A 12,608-nucleotide genomic window follows, 5' to 3' on the forward strand; every position below is an offset into this window, starting at 1 on the left:
GATGATGCCAGTGTCCGCCAATGACCCTGCCGTGACGGAGGGCCGGCAGTCCGATGACCAGGTCAGCGGCATATTGAAAGAGCGCGCCAGGCTGTTGGCGCGCCGGTTGGACAGCCCGCTCTCCGGTGAGCAGGAACAGGAACCTTACCTGTGTTTCCGGCTGGGTCTGGCCGGACTGTACGGCATACCCTTTACGGAAATTGAGGAGATCATTTCCTTACCGGAAATCACCCGGGTGCCTTGTACGCCGGATATCTATGCCGGGGTGGCGAATTACCGCGGGGAACTGTTGAGTGTTCTGGACATCAAAACCTTTTTTCAGGCCGTTGAACATGACTCTGAGGCAGAGGCAAGGGTGGTGGTGATCCGGGCGGGCAGGGTAATGGCCGGGTTGCTGGTGGACGAAGTGGTGTCGACAGCGGCCTATGCCAACCAGAGCCTGACGCCGTTCATCGCGACGGCCGCCGGGTCAGTTCATGCCTGTGTCGTAGGGATTCATGAAGGCAATGTGATGATTCTGAGCGCGAGTGCGTTGCTTAACGATAAGGCGTTGACCGTCAATGAGCCGCCCGGGCGTTAAGCCAACGGGTGCGGGAATCCAATACAGGAGTGGAAGATAAATAATGAACCATGGAAACGAAGACAATCCGGACAACCGGCAGGATTTTGATGAAGACATCAATCCGGCGGGTATCAAGTCATTTATCGGTTTTACCTATGGGGATGTAGTGGCGCTGAAGGAGCTGCTGCCGGTGGTTACGGAAAATGCAGACGCCATTGTGGAGCGGTTCTATGAAAACATCCGGCATCATCCGGAGTTGATGAGCACCCTTGAGAAGGCCGACTCCACTATCGAACGCCTTAAAAAGGTCCAGAAGCGTTACCTGCTGGAGTTGTTCCAGGGTGAATATGACTCCGACTATTTCATGAACCGCCTGCGCATTGGCGAGATTCACCAGCGTATCGGCTTGTCCTCCGGCTGGTATCTGGGCGCGTTCAGTGTCTATGTCCAGGAAATCACGCCCCTGATCCTGCGTAAATACCGATTCAACGGGATGGCTCGCAGCCAAGCCTTGCTGGCCTTGAATAAAATTGTCTTCATAGATGTCCAGTTGGCGATCAAGTCGTATCTGAAGGTCAGCCTGGACAATAAATTTGCCGACTATCAAGGCCAGATTGAAGCCATCAGTATGTCCCAGGGGGTGATTGAGTTCAGCCTGGATGGTTCGATTCTCAATGCCAACGCCAACGCACTGCACATGTTCGGCTATGCCCCGGAAGAAATATACGGCAAGCCGCACAGCATTCTGGTGGATGCCTCCTATGTCAATAATGTCGATTACCGGATTTTCTGGGAAAGGCTGAACCGGGGCGAATACGATGCCGGCGAGTACAAGCTGATTGCCAGGAACGGCAAGGAAATCTGGTGCCAGGCGACCTACAACCCCATTCTCGACAAGCATGGCAAGCCCTTCAAGATCGTCATGTACGCCAACGACATTACCAGCCAGAAAACCCAGAACGTGGTCTACCAGGCGCGGGTCAGAAGCTACAGCGCCTTCATAGATGAAGTGGCCCATGGCAATTTGCGGCAGAGGGTCAATGCCCAGGGTCATGATGAACTGAGCCTGATTGGCGGCAACCTGAACGCCATGACGGAAAGCCTGGCGCGCATGGCGGGAGAGGTGGGCGAGGCCGGCAATGAGATTTTCAGCACGCTGTCGCAATTGCAGTCGGCCGTGGATGTGCAGTCAACCGGAGCTTCCGAACAGGCGGCGGCCGTCAATGAAACGACGGTGACGCTGGAAGAAATCATGGCTACGTCCACCCAGACCTTGGGCAAGGCCCAGCAGCTGGGGGAGTCGGCAGAGAGAACCCGACGTGAAGGCGAGCAGGGTCTGATGACGGTGAAACAGACCATTAGCGGCATGGAGGCAATCCGCTCCCGGGTGGAAAACATCGCCATGACCATTCTGGCGCTGTCCGAACACACCCAGCAGATCGGGGAAATTACGGCCGTGGTCACCAATCTGGCGCAGCAATCGAAAATGCTGGCTTTCAATGCCTCAATCGAAGCCGCCAAGGCCGGGGATGCCGGCCGGGGGTTTGCCGTGGTGGCCGCCGAGGTCAAAGATCTGGCCGAGCAATCCCAGCAGTCCACCGCCCAAGTCCAGAAAATATTGCAGGACATCCGCCGGGCCACCGACCGGGCAGTCATGGCGACCGAGGAAGGCAGCAAAGGCGTGGACGCCGGTGTGTTGCTGGTTCAGAAAAGCGGCGAAGTCATGCGGCAACTCAGCGAAGTCATTCATGAAACCGCTTTGGCCAGCCAGCAGATTGTGGCCGCCGTCCGCCAGGAGGTCACCGGAATCAAACAGGTGACCCTCTCCATGAGCGAGATCAACAAGGTGACCACCCAGTTTGTCGCCGGAACGCAGGAAGCCAAAACCGCCTCCACCCGCCTGGGGGTGGTGGCGGGCAAACTGCGTGACAGTGTCAGTGTTTACAAAATCTAGGTTCAACCGACCCGGGGGCGGCTCCGGAGTCCTGGAGAAGGCCGGTGGCTAATGCACTGAATCCGGAGTTCATGGCGCAACTGGTGCAGATGTTCCGGGCCGAACTGGAGGAGAACCTGCAGTCCCTGACCGACGGGCTGATTGCGCTGGAACGGCTGAAGGGCGGCGAAGAGCGTCAAACCTGCGTTGACAACCTGTTTCGCGACGCACACAACATTAAAGGGGCGGCGCGCGGGGTCAATGTCAGCAACGTCGAGCTTATTGCCCATGGCCTGGAGTCAATGCTGAGCGCCGTGCGCCAGGGCTTGCTGGAGCCGGATTCCCGGATGATTGATCTGTGCCTGCAGGGTGTGGACGGCATGAAGGAGGCCATGGATGCCTTCATGCCGTTCCGCCCGCTGGAGTTTGACTTGCAGGCCTTGCTGGACCGGCTGAATCACTGGCAGGACTCCCTGACGTCAGAAGCCGGCAAGGAAGCGCAGCCGGTTGTGGAAGCGTCGCAGCCGGAAGAGCCAGCTATCCGGGCCGAGCCGCCAGCGGTGGCGGCAGCTGTCATTGCGACAGCGCGCGACCCCGGCCTGACCCGCATCGCCATGCATCGGCTGGATTCCGCCTCGGCGCTGGTGGAGGAACTGATGGCGACCAAGATTGAAATGGAAGACCACTTTCTGGAGGTCCAGCAGCTGCTTGAAGCGGCCAACGCTTCCGCCCGGCTGCTGGCCAGGCTGGGTTCGGGAATGATGCAGCAGTCGTCGGTGAACACGGCCTTGTTGCGGGATGTCTACCCGCTGGATGCCGCCGCCGCCACCTTGGCCGATTTCCGTAAGGACAGCCAGCGGATCTTCAAGAAAATGCGGGCGGGCAATAACCGCCTGGGCCTGATCTCGGGCAATTTGCAGGATCAGGTGCGCATGATGCGCATGGTGCCGGTATCGACCCTGCTGTTGCCGATGGCCCGCACGGTTCGCGACCTGGCCCTGGAGTTGGGCAAACAGGTCAATTACGAGGTTATCGGCGAAGAGTTCGAAATGGACCGGCCGCTGCTGGAGGGAGTCAAGGATCCGTTGATGCATCTGCTGCGCAACAGTATTGATCATGGCATTGAAAAGTCCGGGCAGCGCCTGCGGCAGGGCAAGGAGTCGGCAGGCCGTCTTTGCATCAGCGTCCGGGGGGAAGGCAGCCGCATCCTCATGACCGTGGAGGATGACGGCGCCGGGATCAGCCTGAAAAAAGTGGCGGAAGCGGCGGTTCGCAAGCGGTTGCTGTCGGCGGCGGAAGCCCAGGCGCTGAGTCCGGCCGACACCCTGAACCTGATTTTCCGGCCTGGCTTTTCCAGTAATGAAATCATTACCAATGTCTCCGGCCGGGGTGTCGGGCTGGACGTGGTGCTGTCCAATATCCGGAAACTGAAAGGAACCGTGCAGGTGGAATCCGAGGAGGGGCGGGGAACCCGCTTCACGATAGCGCTGCCATTGAGTATGTCGATTGACCGCGGGCTGATGGTGCGGGTTGGCAGCGAATGCTATGTCCTGCCCAGTACCTCGGTGGTGCGGGTCATGGAAGTGGCCGCCCGTGAACTGGTCAATGTCGGCGGCCGGCAGGCCATACGCTTCCAGGGCAAGGCCGTGCCGGTCTGTGAATTGGCGGCGGTTCTGCAAAATACCGCACCGGATGCCGATCGCGGGCGTTTGCTGGCGGTGGTGGTGGAGAAAGGCTGGCAAATGGTGGCGTTTATGGTCGATGACATTATCGGCGAGCGGGAAATCGTCATCAAGCGCTTCAAGCCGCCGCTGGCGGCGGTCCGCAACGTCACCGGCGGCACCCTGATGGGCAGCGGCAAGGTGCTGATCGTGCTCAATCCTGCCGAGCTGGTGCAGTCCGCGCTGCAGCCGGGATTCCCGGGCCGCATTCATGCACGGGATGCAGCATCGGTTTCAGCGCCGCATATTCTGGTCGCGGATGATTCGATCACCACCCGCTCCCTGGAAAAGAACATTCTGGAAAGTCATGGCTACAAAGTGACCACGGCGATAGACGGCAGCCTGGCCTGGCAAGCCTTGCAGGGCGGAGATTTCGATCTCGTCGTCACCGACGCCGAAATGCCGGAAATGAACGGATTCGAGTTGGTCAGGCGCATCCGGGCCGATGCCCGTTATGGCGGAATTCCTGTGGTGATGGTGACATCGCTGGCCAGTGAAGCCGACAAGCAACGGGGTATCGACGCTGGCGCCGACGCCTACATCGTCAAGAGCCAGTTTGAGACAGACACACTGCTCAACATCATCAACCAGTTGATATGAGCGGTTAAGCACACCCAAAGGAGAAAACAAGATGATACGTATATTGATAGCCGAGGATTCCAACGTCGTGGGTTTGTTGTTGAAGACCATTTTTGAGCAGGAAGGCGATATGGAGGTGGTCGGCCAGGCCATGAACGGCCTGGACGCCGTGCGTATGGCCCTGGAATTGAAGCCGGATATTGTCACCATGGACATCCGCATGCCGGTCATGGACGGTTTTGAAGCCACGCGCGAGATCATGACGCACATTCCGCTGCCGATTGTGGTCATCAGCACCAGCATCAACGATGCAGAACTCCAAACCTCGTTCCGGGCCATTGAGGAGGGGGCGCTGGCGGTCATTGAGAAACCGGTGGGCTTTTCCCATCCGGATTTCGAGGCCAACCGCCGGGAGCTGGTCCACGTCGTCAGGGCCATGTCCGGCATCAAGGTGGTGACCCGGACAAGAGCTGAGCCTGCCCCGGTGGAGGCGGATGCCTGGCGGCCGCCGGAACTGGTTCTGGGCGACTACCCCGAAGTCGTTGCCATCGGCAGCTCGACCGGCGGGCCTCAGGCCCTGCTTTCTGTGCTCAAGGGGCTGTCGCGTAATTTTCCCGTCCCCATTGTCATTACCCAGCACATGAGCAAGGGCTTTGTGGGCGGTCTGGTGACCTGGCTACAGGCGCATACCCCGTTGAAGATCTGCCTGGCGGAAAACTTCATGAAGCTGACGCCGGGAACAGTTTATCTCGCCCCGGATGACTGCCACATGCAAGTGGAGCGGCGCATGGGCGGGCTGGTCATCCGGCTGGATGATGGTCCTCCGGTTCATGGCGCGAGACCCTCCGTCACCCAGTTGTTCCGCTCGGTTGCCAAGGTTACGCATGGGCAGGGCATCGGCGTGCTGATGACCGGTATGGGCGAGGACGGCGCCGACGGCCTGCTGGCGATGAAGCGTGCGGGCTGTCATACCGTTGTCCAGGATAACGCCAGCGCCGTGGTTTATGGCATGCCGGGGGCGGCGCTGGCGCTGGATGCAGTGGTTGAAGTAGTGCGGCTGGGAAAGCTGCCGGTTTATCTGACCGGCATGGTCCAGAAATAGCTCCGGAATCCCGTGGAGCGACTATTAAACAGAGGGACGCCATGTTTGATTTCGGTATGGTCATGCACTCATCCCTGAAGGACGGCCGTCACTGGTTCTATGCCATTGATGGCGACACCGGCCTGCAGATATCCCCGGTGGCCCCGAATCATTGCCGGGCGGGGTATTTTCTGGCGGAACTGATCGCCTTCAAGCTGAAAACCCTGGACCGGGTTCCCGAGGCGCTGGAGATATCGACGCTGGACGTGGAGACCTGCCCGGCGCTGGTGCGATACCAGCCGCGCAAGAACCGGCATGGCGGCAAGGTGACGGTGCACCTGGCCTTGCTGCCGGCGCCGGACGGGGCGAGGGATGTTATTTGTGACCGTGACTGCCTGTTTGTGACTCCGCAGCCGCCCCGGGACTGGGACGGGGAAAATGATTACAACCGCTGGATATACAGCATCGCCAGTTTCCTGGGGCTTGAAGTGGTCTCGCCGGACAAGGCGGGTGATCCCCGGGCGTATCTGGCCATGGCCACCCGTAAACTGCAGGCGGGTCTGCCGGAGTTGTTCCGCCAGTACAGTCAGCAACCGGGAGATCTGATTTTTGTCTTTAGGATCAAGCTAGATGCACAAGGTGACGAAGGCTATGGCTGGCTGAAGGTCTGTTCATGGCCCGAGCCCGGCAGGATTGTCGGCGTCCTGGTTCCGTCACCCTACGACCTGCTGACATTTTCCGGCGGCCGTGAGCTGGACGTGGACGTGAAGGATCTGGCGGACTGCATTATTGTGACCCGGGATGCCCGTGTGGTGGACCGGGGGGTGCTGAGCCGCATCATGGTGGATTACGGACTGGAAAGCCTGACACTGCTGTAAAAAACAAGATGGGGAATCATGGTGATCACCCAGGCGAGCATGATTTTTTGACTGGATACTTATGAGCATTCTCCTCAATGTCATGGAAATTCTGAAGCAGGGAACGCTGGTGCAGCATCAGGCATTGCACGGCCTGCCATATTTCACGGCTCTGGAGGGGCAAAAACTGGAGATGGCGTCCTATGCCGGATGGCTGGCCGCGTTGCGGGTTGTTTTCGAGGTGCTGGAGCAGGCATTCCAGCGGGCGGCCTGTCCGGGTGTCGTGTCATGGGGGGTGGAAGTGACGGGAAAAAGGGCGTTGGTGGAGCAGGACTGGCGGCATTTTACAGCCCGGGGCCTGCCGGAACCGGTGCGGGCCATGCTGCAGGCGCATCTGTTTGCCCAGAAAATCCGCCGCCGGGCTCTGCTGGAGCCCCGGTCCCTGCCTGGGTACTGGTATGTCTTCGAAGGCTCCATGCTGGGCGGGACGCTGCTGAAAATACAATATGCACGATGTTTTCATCTGGACCCGTTGTCCGGCGGCCTGGATTATCTGTCTTGCCACGGCCTGTCCGTAAAGTGCCAGTGGGAGGAATTCGGCCAAAAAATGCAGGCCATGGACTGGAAGCCTTCCGAAGTTGCCGGACTCGCAGCGGCAGCCAACGAGGCTTTTGAGGCCATGACGAATATTTTTATAGCGCTGCATCCTCTGGATGCCGACGCCTGTTCATTCCGGGCTGACGCATTGAATTTCGAAGCGGGCAAACATGTGGTGACCAATGATATCCGGGAGTTGGAGGCTGTCTTCAGGGCGGGGGAGCGCACTTGGCAGGTATTTCCATATTGCCGGTTGCGCTACGGGGAAAGGGGGGAGCGCTTTACCCACAGTGACAGCGCCTGGCTGACCGCCTTGTCGGAGAATGAACAGGTGGTGGTGGATGAGCAGATCCACTGGTTGGGCGGGCTTTTGGCGGTCAGGGGCATGCCCACCTGGATGCTGGAGTCGCATTTGCATATTTTGCATGACGAGTTGGTGACGGCGGTTCCGGAAAAGCATCAAACATATCGGCGGCTGTTGTTGGCGGCGCATCGCCTGCACCAGCGGCGGCAGCGCTGCATAGACGACGCATGTTTTGAGATGCTGGCCGGTTGGTTTGACCAGCATGCAGATGCGGAGTGGACCCGGAAGATGCCCGGAACGGGCGGCTTGCTGGTTTCTGCGGTGGTGGACGAACGCAGCGGGATTCAAAATGCTGTCGGCGCTCTGGCGGGCTGGCTGACCGACGCCAGCCGTTTTCCCCAAGCCTGGCGAGAGGCCGTACAGGAGTTGATTGTTCAGGCCAAGGCGGCAAGCGTTGAGGCGCCGCGCGCCAGTGAACCAGTGAAGTAACGAGCGGCGGGAACACCCGGGGCAGTGGCAAAAAAGCCCCCTGCCTTTTTGGGACAGGGGGCATTTTGCAGTGGCTGCAGACCGTGGATCGCGCAAGGCCTTTGGGAAGCCCGTGAAAACCGTTAGTACATGCAATCAAAACCACCCCATCGGGAGGAGAACAGCCGCCCGATAGGGTGAGAATAGAACTCATTTCATAAGCTATCAATACAAAGGCGGCTGTCGCCTGTACAAAATTGTATAAATGAGATATGCGTCACATAAAACTGGGTTTGTAGACTTGAGGGGGGGTGGGCTTGGGTTGATTGTGGGCTCCTGCAATTAACAATAATCAATTGGTTCGTTATGGCGGAATTGCGGGGGAATCGTTGTCGTCACCTGGGTTGCAGGTCAATTGCAGGCAATAACAATAATATATAGAGGGGCTTGGCAATGGATAATCCTCTTTACTCCGCTTGCCCTGACCAGTCACCGGGGGATGCCGAGTCTGTACTGTTGCCCATTCATGCGGTTGAACGTGAAACCGGAATACCCAAGGAATTATTGCGGATGTGGGAGCGCCGTTACGGGTTTCCTGACCCGGAACGAAACGCGCTTGGAGAACGGGTATATTCGCAAAATCAAGTTTATAAACTGGGTATTATCCGGCGTTTGATTGATAGCGGTTTCAGGCCTGGAAAAATAGTGGGTTTAAGTATTGCAGAGCTGGAGCAGCTGTGTGTTGCTGACCCAAAGGGAAGCCGGTTTTTCCTGCTCAGTGAACTGGAAAGAGAGTTGCTGGGGGAGATATGCCGCGCAGATCCCGATAGCCTGGAAAATTACCTGCAGCAGCAACTTGATAAAATGGGCCTGCACTCTTTTATCATGAATTTCATGCGCTTGGCGAATGTGATGGTGGGCGATGCCTGGATGACCGGGAAAATCACTGTCGAACAGGAACATTTATATTCTGAAAAAATTCAATCAATAATGAAAAAGGCTCTTGGTTGTTTGCCCCCCGGGGTCTTGAGGCCGCGTATTTTGCTGGCGACAGTGCCTGATGAGTTGCATACGCTGGGTTTGCTGATGGTGGAGGGCTTATTGCGGCTGGATGAGGTGGATGTGCTCAATTCAGGCGCTGAGATGTCACTTCAGGATATTGTGGATGCGGCGTTTCAGCACCGGATTGATGTGGTGGGGCTCTCATTCAGCGCGTCGTTTGCGCCCAGCAGGGCAGTGCCGTTATTGGAGGCATTGCGCCTCAAATTGCCGATTCATATCCATATGTGGGCCGGGGGCAGTGGGGTGGCTTCTTGCCGAAGGGATATCGCAGAGGTGGATATCGTCAGGGATCTGGATGATATCCGTATGCGGGTGGCTCGTTGGCGGCAGCAACAGGCCGCTGCCGGGCGGGCTTGAGGGGCTGGCGCTTCAAGCCGGATCAGGCAGGAAGCGCCGGGTTGCCAGCCGGTTCAGGGCAAGTCAGTCACCGCACCGGTGGAGGCGCTGCTGACCAGCTTGGCGTACTTGGCCAGCACGCCGCGCTTGAACTTCGGTTCCGGCGCGGTCCACTTGGCCTTGCGCGCCGCCAGGTCGGCATCGCTGACGTCAACGCTGATTTCGCGGGTTTCGGCATCAATGGTGATGCGGTCACCGTTCTCCAGCAGTCCGATCGGGCCGCCTTCCGCCGCTTCCGGGGTAATGTGGCCCACCACGAAACCGTGGCTGCCGCCGGAGAAACGGCCGTCGGTAATCAGCGCCACTTCCTTGCCCAGGCCCTTGCCCATCACCGCCGAGGTCGGCGACAGCATTTCCGGCATGCCGGGGCCGCCCTTCGGGCCTTCGTAGCGAATCACGATCACATCACCAGCCTTCACTTCACCGTTGAGGATGCCGGCCAGCGCCGCTTCCTCGCCGTCATAGACGCGGGCGGTGCCTTCAAAACGCAGGCCTTCCTTGCCGGTAATCTTGGCGACCGCGCCGGTGGGCGAGAGGTTGCCCTTCATGATCACCAGGTGCGAGTCCTTCTTGATCGGCTTGTCCAGCGGCATGATGATCTGCTGTCCTTCCGGATAGTCCTGCACGTCCGCCAGGTTTTCGGCCAGCGTCTTGCCGGTCACGGTCAGGACGTCGCCGTGCAACATGCCAGCGTCAAGCATGCGCTTCATCAACGGCTGGATGCCGCCAATGGCCACCAGTTCGCTCATCATGTACTTGCCGGACGGGCGTACGTCGGCGACCAGCGGCGTAATGTCCCCAAGACGTACGAAGTCGTCCAAGGTCAGGTCCACGTCCACGGAGTTGGCCATGGCCAGCAGGTGCAGAACCGCGTTGGTGGAACCGCCCAGCGCGATGACGACGCGGATGGAGTTCTCGAAAGCCTTCTTGGTCATGATGTCGCGCGGCTTGATGTCGCGCTTCAGCAGTTCCAGCACCTGCTGGCCGGCGCGGAAGCAGTCGTCGGTCTTGTCGGTGCTGATGGCGTCCTGGGCGCTGGAGCCCGGCAGGCTCATTCCCAGCGCTTCAATGGCGCTGGCCATGGTGTTGGCGGTGTACATGCCGCCGCAGGAACCGGGGCCAGGGATGGCTACTTCTTCAATCTGCTTGACCTGGATGGCGTTCAGCTCACCCTTGGCGTGCTGGCCGACGGCCTCGAACACCGAGATGATGTCGGTGTTGCCGGCGCCGGGCTTGATGGTGCCGCCATAAACGAAGATGGACGGGCGGTTCAGGCGCGCCATGCCGATGATGCAGCCGGGCATATTCTTGTCGCAGCCGCCAACCGCGACCAGGCCGTCAAAGCCTTCGCAGCCGGCCACGGTTTCAATGGAGTCGGCAATGACTTCGCGGGACACCAGGGAGTACTTCATGCCGCTGGTGCCGTTGGCGATGCCGTCGGAAATAGTGATGGTGTTGAAGATCACCGACTTGCCGCCGGCGGCGTCGACGCCGCGCCCGGCTTCCTCGGCCAGCTTGTTGATGTGCATGTTGCAGGGGGTGACCATGGCCCAGGTCGAGGCAATGCCGACCTGCGGCTTGGTGAAGTCTTCATCGGTGAAACCGACGGCGCGCAGCATGGCGCGGCCAGGCGCGGCTTCGATTCCGTCAACCATTTCGGAGGAATATTTGCGGGTGTTGGGGGTATCGCACATGGAAACAAATCTCGGTCGGTAGTGAATCAAATTTTCTTGCGGTAAACCTGCGAACTGCGCTGGTAGTTGTACATGTCCTTGCGTTCCTTTGGCAGGTCGTCCACGGAGGCGGGTTCGAAGCCTTGCTCAATGAACCACAGGCCGGTGCGCGTTGTCAGTACAAACAGTAGCTTCAAGCCCTTGGTGCGGGCGCGTGCTTCGAGATAATCCAGCAGTTCGGAGCCACGGTCGGAGTTGCGGTAGCTGGGGTGCACCGCCACGCAGGCGATTTCCCCGGCCGGGTCCGAACCGGCATCCACCTGCAACGGGTACAGCGCCGCGCAGCCGACAATCATGCCGTCGCGTTCAATGACACAGAACTGGCTGATTTCCGTTTCCAGGCGCTCGCGGGAGCGGCGCACCAGGATGCCTTCTTCTTCCAGCGGCCGCATCAGCTCCAGCATGCCCGCCACATCTTCAATTTCGGCGGTGCGGATTTCTTCGTACGGGTCCTGGGTGATCAGCGTGCCGGAGCCGTCGCGGGTGAACAACTCCTGCAGCAGCGCACCGTCGCGGGCGTAGGAAATCATGTGCACGCGGCGCACGCCGCCACGGCAGGCTCCGCGTGCGGCATCCATGTAGCGCAGGATTTCAGTATCGAAAGTCTTGCCGCGCAGATATTGGTCCACCTCATTGGGGATCAGTTCGCGCAGCAGGCGGTCGTCGGTGTCGGCAATGCCTTCCCGCTCGCCCAGCAAAATCAGCTTGTCCGCCTTCAAGGCCATCGCCGTGCGCACCGCCACATCTTCGGCGCGCAGGTTGAACACTTCGCCGGTGGTGGAGTAGCCGGTAGGGCCGAGGATGACGATATGGCGGTTGACCAGATTCTTGTTGATGGCCTCGATGTCGATGGAACGCACTTCGCCCGTCAGCTGGTAATCGACGCCGTCACGAATGCCGTAAGGCTTGGCGGTGACGAAGTTGCCGGAGACGGCGTCAATGCGCGCACCGTACATCGGCGAATTCGCCAGGCCCATGCTCAACAGCGCCTCGATTTCCAGACGGATGGAGCCGACGGCATCCATCACGCAGCGCAGCGATTCCCGCGTGGTGACGCGGATGCCCTGATGGAACGGCGTGGTCAGGCCGTACTCGACCAGGTTTTCATCTATTTGCGGTCGCGCGCCATGCACCAGCACCAGGCTGATGCCCAGGCTGTGCAGCAGTGCGATGTCGTGAATGATGTTGCGGAAGTTGTCGTGGTTGACCGCTTCGCCGCCAAACATCAATACAAAGGTCTTGCCCCGGTGGGCGTTGATATACGGAGCGGAATTCCGGAACCAGTGCACATACTGTTCCGTCATTGCGTCCGGAG

General features: G+C 59.3%; 9 protein-coding genes. 7 read left to right on the forward strand and 2 right to left on the reverse strand.

What is annotated here, in order from left to right:
- The first annotated feature begins 1 nt into the window (after position 1).
- From Q7T36_RS04735 to Q7T36_RS04765, 7 genes are all read left to right on the forward strand, one after another.
- On the forward strand, positions 2-580 hold the full coding sequence (locus Q7T36_RS04735; RefSeq protein ID WP_304844582.1) for a chemotaxis protein CheW: 579 nt from the start codon (positions 2-4) through the stop codon (positions 578-580).
- Positions 581-623: 43 nt separating this feature from the next.
- Entirely contained in the window at positions 624-2,516 is a 1,893-nt protein-coding gene (locus Q7T36_RS04740; protein WP_304844584.1) for a protoglobin domain-containing protein, read from the forward strand.
- A 44-nt stretch (positions 2,517-2,560) separates the two neighbouring features.
- Positions 2,561-4,816 (forward strand): hybrid sensor histidine kinase/response regulator, encoded by a 2,256-nt coding sequence (locus Q7T36_RS04745; protein ID WP_304844586.1) that lies wholly within the window; start codon positions 2,561-2,563, stop codon positions 4,814-4,816.
- 31 nt (positions 4,817-4,847) lie between these two features.
- Positions 4,848-5,897, forward strand: coding sequence for a chemotaxis-specific protein-glutamate methyltransferase CheB (gene cheB, locus Q7T36_RS04750; protein ID WP_304844588.1), 1,050 nt, complete (start codon positions 4,848-4,850; stop codon positions 5,895-5,897).
- A gap of 41 nt (positions 5,898-5,938) precedes the next feature.
- Entirely contained in the window at positions 5,939-6,754 is an 816-nt protein-coding gene (locus Q7T36_RS04755) for a hypothetical protein (RefSeq protein WP_304844590.1), read from the forward strand.
- Positions 6,755-6,815: 61 nt separating this feature from the next.
- Positions 6,816-8,123: a biliverdin-producing heme oxygenase gene (locus Q7T36_RS04760; protein ID WP_304844592.1), complete on the forward strand. Its 1,308-nt coding sequence runs from the start codon at positions 6,816-6,818 to the stop codon at positions 8,121-8,123.
- Positions 8,124-8,555: 432 nt separating this feature from the next.
- Entirely contained in the window at positions 8,556-9,521 is a 966-nt protein-coding gene (locus tag Q7T36_RS04765) for a MerR family transcriptional regulator (protein WP_304844594.1), read from the forward strand.
- Between the two features lie 53 nt (positions 9,522-9,574).
- On the opposite strand, the gene ilvD is transcribed toward Q7T36_RS04765, so the two are convergent.
- Positions 9,575-11,254, reverse strand: a complete 1,680-nt coding sequence (gene ilvD, locus Q7T36_RS04770) for a dihydroxy-acid dehydratase (protein ID WP_304844596.1) — start codon at positions 11,252-11,254, stop codon at positions 9,575-9,577.
- 26 nt (positions 11,255-11,280) lie between these two features.
- Positions 11,281-12,597, reverse strand: coding sequence for an amino-acid N-acetyltransferase (gene argA / locus Q7T36_RS04775; protein WP_304844984.1), 1,317 nt, complete (start codon positions 12,595-12,597; stop codon positions 11,281-11,283).
- Positions 12,598-12,608: the final 11 nt, after the last annotated feature.

It is taken from the genome of Fluviicoccus sp. (genome assembly GCF_030646115.1).
Lineage (GTDB): Bacteria > Pseudomonadota > Gammaproteobacteria > Pseudomonadales > Moraxellaceae > Fluviicoccus.

What these genes read in the sequence shown, in the direction of transcription:
- ilvD (WP_304844596.1), bottom strand. Translation starts at nt 11,254, where the DNA reads ATGTGCGATACCCCCAACACCCGCAAATATTCCTCCGAAATGGTTGAC.
- argA (WP_304844984.1), bottom strand. Translation starts at nt 12,597, where the DNA reads ATGACGGAACAGTATGTGCACTGGTTCCGGAATTCCGCTCCGTATATC.
- cheB (WP_304844588.1), top strand. Translation starts at nt 4,848, where the DNA reads ATGATACGTATATTGATAGCCGAGGATTCCAACGTCGTGGGTTTGTTG.
- Q7T36_RS04755 (WP_304844590.1), top strand. Translation starts at nt 5,939, where the DNA reads ATGTTTGATTTCGGTATGGTCATGCACTCATCCCTGAAGGACGGCCGT.
- Q7T36_RS04740 (WP_304844584.1), top strand. Translation starts at nt 624, where the DNA reads ATGAACCATGGAAACGAAGACAATCCGGACAACCGGCAGGATTTTGAT.
- Q7T36_RS04765 (WP_304844594.1), top strand. Translation starts at nt 8,556, where the DNA reads ATGGATAATCCTCTTTACTCCGCTTGCCCTGACCAGTCACCGGGGGAT.
- Q7T36_RS04735 (WP_304844582.1), top strand. Translation starts at nt 2, where the DNA reads ATGATGCCAGTGTCCGCCAATGACCCTGCCGTGACGGAGGGCCGGCAG.
- Q7T36_RS04760 (WP_304844592.1), top strand. Translation starts at nt 6,816, where the DNA reads ATGAGCATTCTCCTCAATGTCATGGAAATTCTGAAGCAGGGAACGCTG.